The organism is Lentzea sp. NPDC058436, assembly GCF_042721515.1.
Classification (GTDB): Bacteria; Actinomycetota; Actinomycetes; order Mycobacteriales; family Pseudonocardiaceae; genus Lentzea.
Genome location: NZ_JBHXLF010000001.1, coordinates 437,227 through 453,286, shown reverse-complemented (window position 1 = coordinate 453,286; position 16,060 = coordinate 437,227). Strand labels below are relative to the sequence as shown.

Sequence of the window (16,060 nt, the reverse complement as noted above, 5' to 3'; positions counted from 1 at the left end):
GTGCGCGAACGACTACCGCTCCAAACCCGCGCTCCCACCCCTGCAGAGGTGCCACATGTCCGCTCCGGCAGTCGAGGTCGAACGAACAGAGGAGACACGCCGCGACAGCGGCACGATCTCCGTCGTGCCGCTGTTGCGCCGGTTGCACTTCTACGCCGGCATCCTCGTCGGCCCCTTCCTGGTCGTAGCGGCCATGACGGGCATGCTGTACGCGTTCGCCCCGCAGATCGACGGCGTGCTGTACGGCGACCAGCTGCGGGTGAGCTCGGTGGGAGGCGCCGCCCGTCCGGTCGCGGACCAGGTGGCGGCGGCCCAGGCGGCCCTACCTGACGGCGTCGTCACCGGCGTGCAGCTCTTCGAGGACCCCGAGGCCACGACGCGGGTCGTGTTCGCGCTCGACGGGCTCCCCGAGGAGCACAGCAAGACCGTGTACGTGAACCCCTACACCGCCGAGGTGCAGGGCCAGCTGACCACGTGGTTCGGCGCGACGCCCGCGACGACCTGGCTGGACAACCTGCACAGCAACCTCAACCTCGGTGTTCCCGGCACGCTGTACTCGGAGCTGGCGGCGAGCTGGTTGTGGGTGCTCGCACTGGTCGGGCTCGTGCTGTGGATCCAGCGCCGCCGGACCGCGAAGCGCAAGGCCCGTGCGCTGCTCCTGCCGGAGAAGGGCGCCAAGGGCGTGCGCAGGAGCCGTTCCTGGCACGCCAGCCTCGGCATGTGGGCCCTGGTCGGCACGCTGTTCCTCTCGGCCACCGGCCTGACCTGGTCGACGTACGCCGGTGAGAACTTCAGCGCCGCCCTGACCGCGCTCAACGCCAAGGCTCCCGTCCTCGACACCAAGCTCCCCGGTTCCACGGGCAGCGCGCCCTCGGGTGAGCACTCAGGGCACGGCGCCGGCGAACCTCCCGCGGAGCCCGTCGACCCCGCGACGTTCGACCGCGTCCTCGGCTCCGCCCGCGCCGCCGGTCTTGACGGACCGGTGGACCTGACGCCGGGCGCGACCGGGACGGCGTGGTCCGTGGCGCAGACGGACGCCGTGTGGCCGATGCGCCAGGACAAGGTCGCGGTCGACCCCGCCACCGCCCAGGTCACCGCCCGCGCGGACTTCGCCGACCGGCCGTTCCTCGCGAAGCTGTCGTCGTGGGGCATCCAGGCCCACATGGGTGTCCTCTTCGGACTCGTGAACCAGCTCGTGCTGTTCCTGCTGGCCGGTGCGATCCTGACGCTCATCGTGTTCGGCTACCGGATGTGGTGGCAGCGCAGGCCCACCCGTGCCGACCGCCGGGCTCCTCTCGGTGCGGCACCGAAGCGCGGAGCGTGGACCCAGCTCCCGCTGTGGTTCGTCATCCCGGCGCCGCTGGTGCTGATCGCGATCGGCTGGGCGATTCCGCTGCTCGGCATCAGTCTGCTCGCGTTCCTCGTCATCGACGGTGTGGTCGGCTTCGTCCGTTCGCGCCGGCGGGTGGAGCAGCAGGCCTGACCTCCGGGTGAGAGCGCGACGCGGTCACGAAGTGCGGCCTGCCCGTCAGCGGGTGCGGCACGATCGCGCTCTCCACCCCGAAGACCTCGGCCACGCGCTCCGGCGTCAGCACCTCGTCCGGCGGTCCCGCGGTGACGACTTCCCCGTCGTGCACCAGGATCAGCCGGTCGCAGTAGGTCGTCGCGTGGTCGAGGTCGTGCAGTGCGGCGATCGTCGTGAGCTCCAGTTCCCTGACGAGGTCGAGGAGTTCGAGCTGCGCGCCGACGTCGAGGTGGTTGGTCGGTTCGTCGAGCAGCAGCACGGGCGCCTGCTGGGTGAGGGCGCGGGCGACGAGGACGCGCTGGCGTTCACCGCCGGACAGGGTCGTGAAGATCCGGTGCGCGGCCCAGTCCATCCGCACGCGGGCGAGGGCGTTCCCGACGATCTCGCCGTCCGCCGTGGTTTCGCGGTCCAGCAGGCGTTTGTGCGGGTTGCGGCCCATCGAGACGACTTCCAGCACCGAGTAGTCGTTGTCGAGGTCGTGGTCCTGGGCGACGACGGCGGTGCGCAGTCCCGCCTGGCGCGCGCTGGAGCGCCACACGTCGTCCTGTCCGATGTGGACGCTTCCCGAGGTCGGTCTGAGCGCGCGGTAGAGGCAGCGCAGGAGCGTGCTCTTGCCGGAACCGTTCGGGCCGATGATCCCCGTGATGCGCCCGGACTCCGCCTCGAAGCCGGCGCGGTCGAGGATCACGGCGTCACCGATGCGCACGTGCACGCCGTCGGCCACGACCTTCATCGCCACACCTTCTTCCGGTTGCGCAGCAGCACCAGGAAGAACGGTGCGCCCAGGGCGGCGGTGAAGATGCCGATGGGCATCTCGTTGGGTTTGTCGACGGTCCGGGTGACGAGGTCGACGAGCACCAGGAAGACGGCACCCGTGAGCAACGAGACCGGAAGCACCTTGCGCTGGTCCGGGCCGACCACGAGACGGACGGCGTGCGGCACGATCAGGCCGACGAAACCGATGCCGCCCGCGACGCTGACGACGGTGGCGGTGAGCAGGGAAGCCGCCACCAGCAACAGGATCCGCAGCTGGTGGACGTTCACCCCGAGCCCGGCCGCGGTGTCGTCGCCGACGGACAGCGCGTTCATCGAACGGCCCTGGGTGAGCAGCCACGCCGCAGTGAGCGCGATGGCGACGGCCGGGACGCCGAGGTCGTCCCAGGAGGCCCCGGAGACCGAACCCAGGAGCCAGAACATCACGCGGCGCAGCTCGGTCGGGTTGGCCTGCAGCTGGACGTAGCTGGTGGCCGCGTTGCCCAGTGCGGCGACCGCGACTCCTGCCAGCACCAGGCTGCTGCCGAGCAGCCGCCCGCCGCGCTGCGCCATGACGAAGACGACGACGAGGCTGAGCAGCGACCCGGCGAACGCCGCTCCGGCGACACCGAGACCCTCGACGAGCACGCCTCCGGTGGTGAGTGCGATCACGGCTCCGAGCGACGCGCCCGCCGAGACGCCGAACAGGTACGGGTCGGCCAACGGGTTGCGCACCAACGCTTGCAGGCACACGCCCGCGAGACTGAGCCCGGCTCCGGCCAGTGCCGCGAGCAGGACCCTGGGCGTGCGGAAGTCCCACACGATCTGGTTCGTCAACGGGTCGAGGCCCGCCGTGTCGCCGCCCGTGTGTCCCCAGAGGACACCGGCCACCCGTCCGACCGGCACGTCGACCGTGCCCGTGCCGATCGCGAACGCGACCGACACGACCAGGCCGACGACGAGGCCGGCGAGCAGGACGGCGTAGCCGGAGCCGGAGACCGCGTGCGGGCTACGGGTTGCCGTGCGCGGCATCCGCGATCTTCTTCACTGCCAGTGCGTTCAGCGGCCCGAGGTAGAAGCTGTCCGAGACGGAGGTGTACTTCTTGTTCTTCGAGGCCTCCCACTGCGGGAACTTCGCGAAGAGTTCCTGCGCGAGCGCGTCGGCCTTCTCCGACTCCTGGAACAGGCCCACGACCAGCAGGTCGACCTTCGCCGAGGCCAGCGCCTCCGCGTTGATCTCCGCGAGTTCGGCGGTCGTCCTGCCCGCGAACGAGTTCACGCCGCCGGCGCGCGCGACGATGTCGTCGTACATGCCGCCGGCGAACACCGCCGGGAGTCCGTTGCTGTTCATCATCGCCATGCCGGGGTAGACGACGAGCACGTTCTTCTTCGGCTGGTCCGCGACGCGCTGCCCGATCCGGTCGATCTCGGCGCGGGTGCCGTTCACGAGGTCCGCGGCGCGTTGCTGGACGTCGAAGATCTGGCCCAGTTGCAGGAGGAGCTCGTTCGACGACTCGACGGACTGCTCCTTGAACTTCTGCTGGTCCGCGGGGCTCGCGGTGGGGTCGCCGTTGCCGCAGTTGACCGGCGTGACGTAGCTCGCGATGCCCGCCTGCGTGAGCTGGTCGCGGGTGATCGAGCCGATCTTGTCGTCGAACCCCCCGGCCCAGGTGGAGATCACGAGGTCGGGCTTGAGCGCGAGGACCTGTTCGCGCGGCACCTCGAAGTTGTCGTTCAGGGTGAGCCCACCGGTCGGGACGGCCTTGACCTTCGCCACCAGCGACGGGTCGTCGGACACGCCGTACGACTGGCTGTTCGCCGTGATGCGGTCCTGGATGCCGAGTGCGACAAAGCTTTCCACCTCGGCCACGGAGGTGCCGTTGAGCAGCAGCACGCGGCTGGGCGCCTTGTCGAAGGTCAGCTTGCGGCCGCAGTTCTCGATCGTCAGCGGGTACGCCGTCGGCGCGGCGGTCGCGGGTGCGGGCGCGCTGGTCTCCTTCGGCGCGTTCGCGGTCGAACCGGCGGTGCCGCACGCACTCAACGAGAGCAGGGCTCCGGCCAGTGTCAGCACAGCGCCACGGCGGGTTGGCGAGTTGGTGGTCACGACGAAGTGGTCGAGCGGAGGTGCGCGGAAGTTCCCGGGCATTTTTTCTTTCCGTGACGCGGGAGTTCTGCCGGTGATCGCGGTCACCCACCTCCGGGTGAAATCCGCGGGAACCGCGAACACTCTCCGCACGACCCTTTGTCCATGCACGCAAGAACGCCGCTTGCCGCTACCGCCGTACTCGCCGGAGTCGGTGCCCACCTACCGCCGAATGTCGTCACCAACGAGGACCTTTCGTCCACACTGGACACGTCGGACGACTGGATCACCAGTCGCACCGGCATCTCGACCCGCCACACCGCCGATCCCGGCACCGCCACCTCCGACCTCGCCGTGCGAGCGGGTGCCGCCGCGCTCACGTCCGCAGGCCGCAACCACGACATCGATGCCGTCGTCGTCGCCACCTCGACGCCGGATCGTCGTTGTCCCGCAACGGCTCCGGTGGTCGCGAGCGCGCTCGGCCTCGGTGGCGTGCCCGCGTTCGACATCGACGCGGTGTGCTCGGGGTTCGTCTACGGCCTCGCCGTGTCGGAGGGTCTCATCGCGAGCGGTGCCGCCCGGTCCGTGCTGCTGATCGGCGCCGACACCTTCTCCACCGTCGTCGACCCCACCGACCGGGCGACGGCTCCCCTGTTCGGTGACGGCGCCGGCGCGGTCGTGCTCAGGGCGGGCGATCCGGCCGAACCGGGCGCGCTGCACGCCGTCGAACTGGGCAGCGACGGCGCTCTCGCCGACCTGATCACCGTCCGCGCGGGCGAGTACCTCTCCCTGCAGGGCCAAGCCGTCTACCGCCACGCCGTGACGCGCATGAGCGACGCCGCGCGCACCGCGCTGAAGAAGGCGGCCTGGAGCATCGATGACGTCGACCGGTTCGTGGCCCACCAGGCCAACCTCCGCATCCTGCGCGCGGTGGGCACCGAGCTCGGCATCGATCCCGGCCGCGTCTACGCCAACGTCTCGTCGGTCGGCAACACGGTCGCGGCCTCCATTCCCCTCGCGCTCGCCCACGCGCACGAAGCGGGCGAGCTGCGCGCCGGGGACCGAGTGCTGCTGTCCGCGTTCGGTGGTGGCGTGACCTGGGGCGCCGCCGCCCTCACCTGGCCGGATCTCACGAACTGACAAGGAGAGCACAAGTGCCACAACGGGAAGTCCTCACCGTCGTCGAGAGCTTCGTCAGGGACATCAGCTCCGAGACCGTCGAGGTGGCCTCCGCGGCGCGGCTCGACGACATCGGCCTCGACTCGCTCAGCATCGTCGACCTGCTGTTCAAGCTGGAGCGCACGTTCGACGTGTCCATCCCCGACGAGGCACTGCCGACCCTGACCACGGTCGGCGCCCTCGTCGAGTACGTCACCTCCGAGAAGGCGGGGAGCCTCTGATGCGCATCTCGAACCAGGACGGCATCGGCGTCGTCGTCGAGAACTTCGACTCCACCTCCGACAACGACGTCCAAGCCCTCAAGGACGCCGTCTACCGCGACAAGATCGTCGTCCTCAAAGGACAGGAGCTCGACCCGCACGGGTTTCTCGCCCTCGGCACGAGATTGGGCACACCGCAGACCTACTACGAGCCGATCTACCACCACCCGGACGTGAAGGAGGTCTTCGTCTCCTCCAACGTCAGCGACGGGGAGAAGCAGGTGGGCGTGCCGAAGACCGGCAAGTTCTGGCACTCCGACTACCAGTTCATGCCCAGGCCGTTCGACATCACGCTGATCTACCCGCAGGTCCTGCCGACGCGCAACCGCGGCACGTTCTTCATCGACCTCACCAGGGCCTACGAGAACCTGCCGGAGGAGCTCAAGCTCGCGGCCAAGGAGACCACCGCCTGGCACAGCGTGCGCCGCTACTTCAAGATCCGGCCCAGCGACGTCTACCGGCCGCTGTCGGAGATCATCGACGAGGTCGACGCCAAGACTCCCCCGGTCGGACTGCCGACGGCGCACGCGCACCGGCGGACGGACGAGACGATCCTCTACGTCAGCGAGGGCTTCACGCTCTCCATCACCGACGCCGACGGCCGGGAGCAGCCGGAACTGCTGCGCGAGCTGCTGGCGTCGACCGGCCAGCTGGACCGCGAGTTCGAGCACCCGGCGATCCACCTGCAGACCTACGAGAAGGGCGACCTGCTCGTCTGGGACAACCGCAGCCTCGTCCACCGCGCCCTGCACACCGCGACGAACGAGCCCGCGGTCTCCTACCGCGTCACGGTCTACGACGGCCAGGAGGCCTAGATGACCGCGCCGGCCACGATCAGCGACGCGGACCTGCTCGACGAGGTGCTGCGCTGCTACAAGCCCCACTGCCGCTACCTGACCTCCGCCGCGGTGGAGCGGGACGGCGATGTGGTGCGGGGCAAGGGGATCATGCGGATCCCGGAGTCGTGCTACATCGACGACACCGGGCACCTGAACTCCGTCGAGGTGGGCATCTGCTTCAACCAGCTGCTGTACCAGGTGATCGCGACGATCGTGCGGGACGGCCTGGCGCCGGAGTTCTCGGACTGGACGATGGAGGACTTCTGGCGCCGGCAACTGCCGGACGTGCTGATCGCCCGGTTCGCGTGCGAGTTCCGCCGGCCGATCGACGCGCGCGAGTTCCACTTCGAGCTCACCGTCGGGCAGGTCCAGCGCCGCAGGCTCCGTCCCGACGCCGATCCACTGGTGTCGCTCGACACGACCTTCCGCTGCTGGGACGACCGCGGCGGCGCCTGCTCGGGTGCCGTGCGCGTTGCGATCGTGGGGAGCTGACCGATGTCCGTCCACCACCCGGAGCTGCGAACGGTCGCGCGGATCCCCGGCCACCACGCCGCCCGGCGGCCCGGCGTCACCGCGATCACCTGCGCCGGGCTCTCGTTCACGTACGCGGAACTGCACGCCGAGAGCAACCGGATCGGGCACGCGTTGCTCGCCGCCGGTGTTGGCCGCGGCGACCGGATCTCCTATCTCGGCGTGGAGTCCGTCCACTACTACGCCACCTACTTCGCCGCCGCGAAGGTCGGCGCCGTGCTGGTGCCGGTGAACTTCCGCCTGACCAGGCCCGAGGTCGAGCACGTTCTGCGCGACTCGGGCAGCACGCTGGTCTTCGTCGACGACGATCTGCGGGGCGCTGTCGACGACACGACCGGGATCACCGTGCTCGGGTCGTCCGCGAACCACTTCGCGGCGTGGACGAGCGGGCATCCCGACACCGACCTGCCGCCGGTCACGGGCCCGGACGACGCCGTCGTGCAGCTGTACACCAGCGGCACCACCGGCCTGCCGAAGGGCGTCGTGCTGGCGCAGCGCAGCTTCTTCGCCATCCGGGACTCCCTCGCCGAGGCGGGCCTGGACTGGATCGACTGGCACGAGGGCGATCGCAGCCTGATCGGCATCCCCGGCTTCCACGTCGGCGGCGTCTGGTGGGCGACCCAGGGCTTCTCGGCGGGCATCACCAACGTCGCGATGCCCCGGTTCGACGCGACCGGCGCGGTGGAGCTGATCAAGGGCCTGGAGGTCACCACGGCGTGCGTGGTTCCGGCGATGCTGCGGATGCTGCTGGCCGAACCGGGTGCGAGCAAGGAGGCGTTCGCGTCGGTCCGCAAGATCGTCTACGGCGGGTCGCCGATCTCCGAGGCGTTGCTGCGGGAGTCGCTGCCGGTGTTCGACTGCGACTTCGCGCAGATCTACGGCCTCACCGAGACCGGGAACACCGCGGTCTGCCTGCCACCGGCCGACCACGTCGCCGGCAGCCACCGGCTCAGGGCGGCGGGCAGGCCGTACCCGGCGGTCGAGGTGAAGGTGGTAGACGACGCGGGCGAACCGGTGCCGGTCGGCGAGGTCGGGGAGATCTGCCTGCGCACTCCCGCGCACATGCTGGAGTACTGGGGTCTGGCCGAGGCGACCGCGAAGACGTTGGTGGACGGCTGGATCCACACCGGGGACGCCGGCCGGCTGGACGACGACGGGTACGTCTACGTCAGCGACCGGCTCAAGGACCTGATCATCGTCGGCGGGGAGAACATCTACCCCGCCGAGGTCGAGAACGTCCTGGCGAAGCACCCCGGTGTCGCGGACGTCGCCGTGATCGGCGTGCCGGACGAGAAGTTCGGCGAGGCGGTGCACGCGTTCGTCTCGCCCCGGCCCGGCGTGGAGGTCCGGCCGCGCGATCTCTTCGTGTTCTGCCGCGACCAGATCGCGAGCTTCAAGATCCCGTCGAAGTTCCACTTCGTCGAACGGGTCCCGCGCAACCCGAGCGGGAAGATCCTGCGCCGCGAACTGCGCGAGCGGTTCTGGTCCGGCCGTGACCGCCAGGTCAACTGACGAGGGGGACGAATGGCTCAGCTGACGTTCGACGCGGTCCGCGCCGACATCGCCGAGAAGCTCTACCTGGAGCCGGACGAGCTGTCCGACACCGCCGACCTGTTCGACGAGGGCATGGACTCCGTGACCCTGGTCGACCTCATCGAGCAGTGGCGCGAGCACGGAGCCTCGATCAGCTTCGCGGAGCTGGCCGAGAAGCCCACGTTGCGCGCGTGGTGGGACGTGCTGAGGCCGGCCGGTGGCTGAGTCCTGGCCGCTCACGTCGGCGCAGTACGGGATCTGGGCCGGGCAGCAGCTCGACCCGGCCTCCCCCGCCTACAACACCGCCGAGTACGCCGACATCAACGGCCCTCTCGACGTCGGCGTGCTCGCAAGGGCCATCCGGCACACCGTCGGCGAGGTCGAGGCGTTGTCGGTGCGGTTCGTCGACGGCCGGCAGGTGGTGGACCCGCCCTCCTGGGAGGTCCAGGTGGTCGACGTCTCCGACGCCGCCGATCCGCTGGCCGCGGCGGAAGCGTGGATGGCCGAGGACGTCGCGCGGCCGGTCGACCTGGCCGCGGACGTGTTGTTCGCGCACGTGATCTTCCGGCTCTCCGCGTCGCGCCACCTCTGGTACCACCGGGTTCACCACGTCCTGCTCGACGGGTACGGCCTGTCCCTCGTCGCGCGCCGCGTGGCCGACGTCTACACCGCTGGGCAGCGCGGCCAAACGCCTCCACCGCACGAGTTCGGCTCCCTGCGGTCGGTGCTGGACGAGGAGGCCGCGTACCTCGCCTCACCGCAACACCCGCGGGACAAGGAGTTCTGGGCGGAGTACCAGGCGGACCGTCCGGCACCGGTGACGCTCGCCGGGAGCACCGGTCCGCTCCCCCACCACGTCCAGCGCGCCTGGACGAACCTCGACAGGTCCACTGTGGAGGGTCTGCGGGCGGTCGCGAGGTCCGCGGGAGGCAACTGGACCGACGCGCTGATCGCGGCCCTGTCGGCCTACGTACACAGGATGACCGGCGCCGACGACGTGTCACTCGCCGTTCCGGTGATGCTGCGCACCGGTTCGGTCGCCCTGCGGGTGCCGTGCATGGTGCTCAACGTCGTCCAGCTCTACACCGGCTTCGCCGACGACCCGTCGTTGGTCGACGTCACCCGGCAGGTCTCGAAGCACCTCAGGAGCAGCCGCCGGCACCACCGCTACCGCTACGAACAACTCCGCCGCGACCTCGGTCTGCTCAACAACGAACGCAAGCTCTTCGGGCCGTCCGCCAACATCATGCCGTTCGACTACGGCCTCCGGTTCGACGGCACACCGGCCTCCGTGCGCAACGTGTCGGCCGGGCTGGTCGAGGACCTGGCGTTCAACGTCTACCACCGCGCCGACGGCACCGGTCTGACCATCGCCCTCGACGGCAACCCGTCCCTGTACGACGTCGAGGAACTGACCGCGCACGCCGAACGGATCGGCACCTTCCTCGGCCGGCTGCTGGACCGGCCCGACGCCCCGGTCGGTGCCGCCGAGCTGCTGCTGGACCGCGAACGCGAGGCGCTGAGGTCGTGGAACGCCACCGCCCGCGACTGGCCAGAAGGCACGATCAACGACCTGTTCGCGGCCGCGGTCGCCAGGACGCCGGACCGCACCGCCCTCGTCACGGACTCCGGCACGCTGACGTTCGCGCAGCTCGACCAGCGCGTGCACCGGCTGGCCCAGGTCCTCGCCGCGCGGGGAGCCGGGCCCGGCACACGGGTGTTGCACCTCTTACCCCGCACGGCGGACGCGGTGATCGCGCTGTTCGCCACGCTCCGGGCGGGCGCGGCTTACGTGCCCGCCGACACCGAATACCCCGCCGCACGACTGGCGTTCCTGGTCGAGGACTCGCGGCCGCAGGTCGTCGTCACCACGCCCGACCTCGCCACCGGACTTCCCGGCGCGGTGGTCACCCTCGACGACACCGCGCCACCCACCGAACTCCTCCCCGCTGTCACGCCGGACGATCCGTTGTGCCTCATCTACACCTCGGGATCGACCGGCCGGCCCAAGGGCGCCGTCATCACGCACCGCGGCATGGTGAACCTGTTCCACCAGCACCGCACGACCATCATCGAACCCGCCGCCGAGCACGGCGTGGTGCGGGCCGCCCTGACCGCGTCGCTGTCGTTCGACACGTCGTGGGAGGGCCTGCTGTGGCTGCTCGCGGGCCACGAACTGCACTTCGTCTCCGACGACGTCCGCCGGGATCCGGAGGCGCTGCTGCGGTACGTCGACACCCACCGGATCGGCTTCCTCGACATCACCCCGACCTACGCCGAGGAGTTGCTGAACGCCGGACTGCTCGACGAGGGCCGGCACCGGCCGCCGGTGATCGCGCTCGGCGGCGAGGCGACGGGCCCGGCGCTCTGGACGACGATGCGCGAGGCCACCGGCATCACGACGTACAACCTCTACGGCCCCACCGAGTGCACGGTCGACACGGTGTGGTCCCGCCTCTCCGACAGCCCGACGCCGGTGATCGGCAGGCCGATCGCCAACACCCGTTGCCACGTGGTCGATCGCGCGCTGCGGCTCGTCCCTCCCGGCGTGATCGGGGAACTGTGCGTCGGTGGCGTCCCCTTGGCCCTGGGCTACTACGACCGAGCCGACCTCACCGCCGGGCGGTTCGTACCGGATCCGTTCGGCGGACCGGGAGACCGCCTGTACCGCACCGGCGACCTGGTGCGCTGGCGGGACGGTCTGCTGGAGTACCACGGCAGGGCCGACGACCAGGTCAAGATCCGCGGCTTCCGGATCGAGCCCGGCGAGGTCGAGGCCGTCCTGTCCGCCCACCCGTCCGTCGCCCAGGTGGCCGTGGTGCCGCGCGACGGGCCCGGCGGTGCCCGGCTGGTGGCCTACGTCGTTCCGGGCGCGGGAACTCCGGGCGCCGCTGAACTGCGCTCCCACGCGGCCGCACACCTGCCGGACCACCTCGTGCCGCCGGTGTACGTGGTGCTGGAGAGGCTTCCGCTCACGGTCAACGGGAAGCTGGATCGCGGGGCACTTCCGGAACCGTCCCTCAGTGCAGGCCGAAAACCGGACACCGAAAGGGAACGGGCGCTCGCCGCTCTGTTCGCCGACACCCTCGGCGTCGACGAGATCGGCGCCGACGACGACTTCTTCGCGCTGGGCGGGCACTCGCTCCTCGTCGCGAAGCTGCTCAGCCGGGTGCGCGCGGAGTTCGGTGTGCGGCTGGGCCTGCGTGACGTCTTCGACTCCCCCACCGTCGCGGCGCTGGCTGTCCGTCTTGACGCCGTGGCACCGCTGACAACACATCCGTGGGCGGACATCGATCTGGCCGCCGAGGTCGACCTGGACCCCGCGATCGGTGTGGCGGACCTGCCCCGTGCCGAGCAGGTCGACTCCGTGCTGCTCACCGGGGCCACCGGGTTCCTCGGCTCGTTCCTGCTGCGCGAACTCCTCGACAGCACGTCCGCGCGGGTGCATTGCCTGGTGCGCGGGGAGAATCCGCTCGACCGCGTCCGAACCTCGTTGCGCCGGTACGGGCTGGGTGAGCACGGCCTCGACCGCGTGGTTCCGTTGAGCGGCGATCTCGAACTGCCCGCGTTCGGACTGTCCTCTGTGGAGTTCGAACGGCTCGCGAACGACGTGGACGTGGTGCTGCACAACGGCGCCAGGGTCAACCACCTCGACTCCTATCCGCGGTTGCGCGCGGCCAACGTCCAGGGCACCGCCGAAGTGCTGCGGTTCACGACCACCGGGCGCCTGAAACCGGTGCACTTCGTCTCCACCGTCGACACGGCGGTCGCGACGGACGGCAATCCTGCTGTCGTCCGCGAGTCGCGTCGGGTCACGCCGGAGTCGTTGCTGCCCAACGGGTACGTGGCGAGCAAGTGGGTGGCCGAGGGTCTGGTGCTGCTGGCGGGCGAACGCGGAGTGCCCGTCGCGGTGCACCGGCCGAGCCGCGTCGGCGGGCACTCGCGGACCGGCGCGGTCAGCACCGACGACGCGTTGTGGAACCTCGCGCGCGGCATGGTCGTCATCAACGCCGCCCCCGAGGTCGTGGGGTTCGCCGACGTCGTGCCCGCAGACCAGGTCGCGGCGTCCGTCGTGCGCCTGCTCGTCGCCGGCAGGACCGGCACCTACCACCTGACCAGCACCACGCCGCTCGACGTGGCACACGTGATCGACCGGCTGCGGCACCGCGGCCACCACCTCGACACGCTCAGCCGGACGGACTGGCTCGCGCGGCTCACCGAGGCCGCCGAGAAGTCGGCGGACGACGGCGACTACCGGTTGTCGATCGCGGCGACCCACGCCCCCGCGCTGGGCGGCTCCGCAGCTGTCGTGTTCGGGCGGGACGAGGCCGTCGGGGATCTCGGCGTCACGGACGCGGTGCTCGACGTCTACCTCGACCACTTCACCGAAACCGGTTTCTTCCCAGCGCACAACAGGAAGTCAGGATGACGATCCAGGACACCGCCGTCCGGAGATGGCTCGGCCTGGCGGTCGTGCTCGCGGCGACGTTCATGGGGCAGGTGGACGGGTTCATCGTGACCGTCGCCGCCCCGTCGGTGCAGCACGACCTCCCGGCCACGTTCGGGCAGATCCAGCTCGTCGGCGCCGGCTACGTGCTGGCGTGCGCGTCGGGCCTGGTGATGGGAGGGCGGATCGGCGACCGCTGGGGCCGCCGCAGGACGTTCCTCGCGGGCGTGGCGGTGTTCACGCTCGCCTCCCTGCTGTGCGGGCTGGCGCCGAACGCCGAGGTGCTCATCGCGATGCGGTGCGTCCAGGGCCTCGCCGCCGCGGTGCTGGTGCCGCAGGAGCTCGCGCTCATCCAGACCCTGTTCCGCGAGGAGTCCCAGCGGACGCGCGCCATCGGTTGGTACAGCGTCGTGGTCGGGCTCGGGGTGATCGCCGGACTCGGTGGCGGTGGCCTTCTGGTGCACTGGAACCCCGCCGGGCTCGGCTGGCGGGCGGTGTTCCTGGTCAACGTCCCGATCGGCCTGATGATCCTGCTGCTCGGCCGCGCCACGATCACCGAGAGCCGGTCGAGCCTGCGGCCGGGACTCGACCTCGCGGGCGCCGCGTTGACGGCCGTGGCGTTGCCTTCGCTGCTCGTGCCTCTCGTCCTCGGCTCGGAACCCGGCTCGCCTTCGTGGCTGTGGGCGATGCCGCTGATCGCAGTGGCTGCAGGCCTGCTCTTGTTGCGCCAGCAACGGAAGCTCTCGGCCGGTGGCGGTGAACCGCTGTTCCCCGGCAGGGTGCTCGCCGCGCCGGGTGTGCGGCTGCGGCTGGCCGCGATCACGGCGTTCTTCGCCGGGAACTCCGGACTGTTCCTGGTCTTCACCTACTACGTGCAGACAGGACTCGGCCGCTCGCCCCTGACCGCGAGCCTGATGTTCGTCCCGCTGGGGGTGGCGTTCGCGCTCGGCTCGGCGTGCACGCCGCGTCTGGTGGCCAGGTTCGGCACTCGGCTGCCGGTGGCCGGCTGCCTCCTGCTGGCCGTGGCGCTGCTGGCGCACCTCGTCGTCGTGCGGACACCGCCCGAGAACCAGGACGTGTTGCTCGCGATCGCCATCGGACTGGTCGGCCTGGCCGAGGGCGTGGTGGTGGCGCCGGTCATCTCCGGCATCTTCGCGCGCGTCAGCGAGGACGACGCCGGCGCGGCGTCCGGGATCGCGTCGACCGTCGTCCAGGTGGCGCTGGCCTCCGGCTACGCCGCCATCGGCGTGTGCTACCGGCTGGCGTTGGGCGATGTGCCTGGCGCACAACAGGTTCCGCTCGACTCGCACGTGCACGCGTACTCGCTGGCGATCGTCGTGCTGGCCGCACTCGCACTGGCGACGAGCGCGTTGTGCGCCCGTTCCGGACGTTAGGAGATCCGCCGGCCCGCGCGGTCGTCGCCCAGCATGTCCACCAGGTCCTCACGAGCCCTGGCCACCCGCGACCGGATCGTGCCGACCGGACACCCGCACACCACAGCGGCGTCGGCGTAGGAGAGCCCGAGCACCTGAGTGAGCACGAACGCCGTCCGCCGCTCCGGGTCCAGCGACTCGATCACCTCGTCGAGCACCACCCGGTCCGCGAACCCCGGCACCGCGGGCTCGGGCACCTCCGCGCTGTGGTGCAGCCGCGGCCGCACCTGCGCCGCCCGGATGTGGTCGGCGACCACCCGCCTGGCGATGGCGAGCAGCCAGGTGCGACCGGCCGAGCGCCCCTCGAAGCCGGGCAACGACGGCAACGCCCGCAGGTACGTCTCCTGGGTGAGGTCGTCCGCCAGCCCCACGTCGGCGGCCAGGTGCGCGACGAACCGCCACACGTCGGCCTGGGTGGCGCGCACGAAGTCGGCCAGGGCCGCACGATCGCCCGCCCCGGCTCGCAGCGCGAGGCTGGTGATGTCGGCGTCGTCGGTGCGCTGCGTCCTCACGCCGGGGAGTACGGACGTGGGGGCGGCGGGGTTCAGCCGGGTGCGGGATTGCCCGGGGCGTGGGCGAACGGGGTGAGTGCGACGCACCTGGCGTGCCGCTGGCAGGTGGGCGCGGGTGCCGCATGGGAGCGCCACGCATGGGAGTGAGCCCCGCGCATGCATGTGAGCACCACGCGAGGAAGCAGGCCCCGCTCATGGGAGTGAGCGCGGCGGCCTTCACACGGCCGCCGCGCTCTCGGGAGTCGCACAACTCTCGATGGCAGGGGACGCCGACCCAGTGGGTGCGGACCGGCTCGGCGTGTTCCTTGCACAGTTCGTCGGGCCGCGGCGCGCGAAAGTTCCCGGACGTCACCCGAACAGGTGCCTCAGACGACGTCGACGTCCTCGTGGCCGCGCCCGCCGATCAGGTCCTCGCGCGCCCTGGCGACCCGCGACCGGACGGTGCCGATCGGGCATCCCGCCACCTCGGCCGCCTCGGCGTACGACAGGCCGAGCACCTGGGTGAGCAGCAACGCCTCGCGGCGTTCGGGGGACAGCCCGGCGAGCATCACGTTGAGCTCGACCACGTCCTCGAACCCCGCCGACCGCGCGTGCTCGGCGGCCCTGCCCGCGTCCGACGCGACCTGGTAGTCGGCGGACCAGGCGATCGACGGCCGTGCGACGGCGGACCTGATGTGGTCGACGACGGTGCGGCGGGCGATCGACAGCAGCCACGTGCGGGCGGACGAACGGCCCTCGAAGCCGGGGAGGCTGCGCAGCGAGCGCAGGTAGACCTCCTGCGTGAGGTCGTCCGCGACTCCGACGTCCGCGAGGTGCGCCACCAGCCGCCACACGTCACGCTGCGTCAACCGGATGAATCGCTCGAGTGCGTCGCGGTCACCCGCACCGGCGGCCAGCGCGCACGCGGTGACTGTCTCGTCGTCACCCCTCGAAGTCGCCACGATCCCGAAGAGTAACTCACAGTT

Annotated in this window: 14 protein-coding genes; 9 read left to right on the top strand and 5 right to left on the bottom strand. The window is 70.8% G+C overall.

Features of this window, described 5'->3' with window-relative positions; translation table 11 throughout:
- The first annotated feature begins 55 nt into the window (after positions 1-55).
- Positions 56-1,483 carry a PepSY-associated TM helix domain-containing protein gene (locus tag ACFWN2_RS01950; RefSeq protein WP_382424223.1) on the top strand — a complete coding sequence of 476 codons (1,428 nt, stop codon included), beginning with the start codon at positions 56-58 and terminating at the stop codon, positions 1,481-1,483.
- Here the strand turns inward: ACFWN2_RS01950 and ACFWN2_RS01945 are convergent.
- The 3 genes from ACFWN2_RS01945 to ACFWN2_RS01935 are packed head-to-tail and all read right to left on the bottom strand — an operon-like array spanning position 1,425 to position 4,424.
- Positions 1,425-2,258 (bottom strand): ABC transporter ATP-binding protein, encoded by an 834-nt coding sequence (locus ACFWN2_RS01945; RefSeq protein ID WP_382424222.1) that lies wholly within the window; start codon positions 2,256-2,258, stop codon positions 1,425-1,427. The genes ACFWN2_RS01950 and ACFWN2_RS01945 overlap by 59 nt on opposite strands.
- Positions 2,255-3,310 (bottom strand): FecCD family ABC transporter permease, encoded by a 1,056-nt coding sequence (locus ACFWN2_RS01940; protein WP_382424221.1) that lies wholly within the window; start codon positions 3,308-3,310, stop codon positions 2,255-2,257. The genes ACFWN2_RS01945 and ACFWN2_RS01940 overlap by 4 nt, the downstream gene beginning before the upstream one ends.
- Positions 3,288-4,424, bottom strand: coding sequence for an ABC transporter substrate-binding protein (locus tag ACFWN2_RS01935; RefSeq protein ID WP_382424220.1), 1,137 nt, complete (start codon positions 4,422-4,424; stop codon positions 3,288-3,290). Before ACFWN2_RS01935 ends, ACFWN2_RS01940 begins: the two co-directional genes overlap by 23 nt.
- Before the next feature lie 102 nt (positions 4,425-4,526).
- Here ACFWN2_RS01935 and ACFWN2_RS01930 point away from each other — a divergent pair, with 102 nt between their 5' ends.
- From ACFWN2_RS01930 to ACFWN2_RS01895, 8 genes are read left to right on the top strand one after another with little or no spacing between them, the layout of a single operon-like run.
- The gene (locus tag ACFWN2_RS01930) at positions 4,527-5,501 is read left to right on the top strand and encodes a beta-ketoacyl-ACP synthase III (RefSeq protein WP_382424219.1); all 975 of its coding nucleotides are present in this window, start codon (positions 4,527-4,529) and stop codon (positions 5,499-5,501) included.
- A gap of 14 nt (positions 5,502-5,515) precedes the next feature.
- Positions 5,516-5,761, top strand: coding sequence for an acyl carrier protein (locus tag ACFWN2_RS01925; protein ID WP_382424218.1), 246 nt, complete (start codon positions 5,516-5,518; stop codon positions 5,759-5,761).
- Positions 5,761-6,615 (top strand): TauD/TfdA dioxygenase family protein, encoded by an 855-nt coding sequence (locus tag ACFWN2_RS01920; RefSeq protein WP_382424217.1) that lies wholly within the window; start codon positions 5,761-5,763, stop codon positions 6,613-6,615. The genes ACFWN2_RS01925 and ACFWN2_RS01920 overlap by 1 nt, the downstream gene beginning before the upstream one ends.
- Positions 6,616-7,131, top strand: a complete 516-nt coding sequence (locus ACFWN2_RS01915) for an FcoT family thioesterase (protein ID WP_382424216.1) — start codon at positions 6,616-6,618, stop codon at positions 7,129-7,131.
- A 3-nt stretch (positions 7,132-7,134) separates the two neighbouring features.
- Complete coding sequence (locus ACFWN2_RS01910; RefSeq protein WP_382424215.1) at positions 7,135-8,682, top strand: long-chain-fatty-acid--CoA ligase; 1,548 nt, start codon at positions 7,135-7,137, stop codon at positions 8,680-8,682.
- Between the two features lie 12 nt (positions 8,683-8,694).
- A complete protein-coding gene (locus ACFWN2_RS01905; RefSeq protein WP_382424214.1) occupies positions 8,695-8,928 on the top strand; it encodes a phosphopantetheine-binding protein in 234 nt (77 codons plus the stop codon).
- A complete protein-coding gene (locus ACFWN2_RS01900; RefSeq protein ID WP_382424213.1) occupies positions 8,921-13,132 on the top strand; it encodes an amino acid adenylation domain-containing protein in 4,212 nt (1,403 codons plus the stop codon). Before ACFWN2_RS01905 ends, ACFWN2_RS01900 begins: the two co-directional genes overlap by 8 nt.
- Complete coding sequence (locus tag ACFWN2_RS01895; RefSeq protein WP_382424212.1) at positions 13,129-14,544, top strand: MFS transporter; 1,416 nt, start codon at positions 13,129-13,131, stop codon at positions 14,542-14,544. Before ACFWN2_RS01900 ends, ACFWN2_RS01895 begins: the two co-directional genes overlap by 4 nt.
- Here ACFWN2_RS01895 and ACFWN2_RS01890 read toward each other — a convergent pair.
- Both ACFWN2_RS01890 and sigC read right to left on the bottom strand, forming a co-directional pair.
- A complete protein-coding gene (locus ACFWN2_RS01890) occupies positions 14,541-15,095 on the bottom strand; it encodes a sigma-70 family RNA polymerase sigma factor (protein WP_382424211.1) in 555 nt (184 codons plus the stop codon). The two genes, ACFWN2_RS01895 and ACFWN2_RS01890, sit on opposite strands and share 4 nt — an antisense overlap.
- A 365-nt stretch (positions 15,096-15,460) precedes the next feature.
- On the bottom strand, positions 15,461-16,039 hold the full coding sequence (gene sigC / locus ACFWN2_RS01885) for an RNA polymerase sigma factor SigC (RefSeq protein ID WP_382425572.1): 579 nt from the start codon (positions 16,037-16,039) through the stop codon (positions 15,461-15,463).
- Between the last annotated feature and the right edge of the window lie 21 nt (positions 16,040-16,060).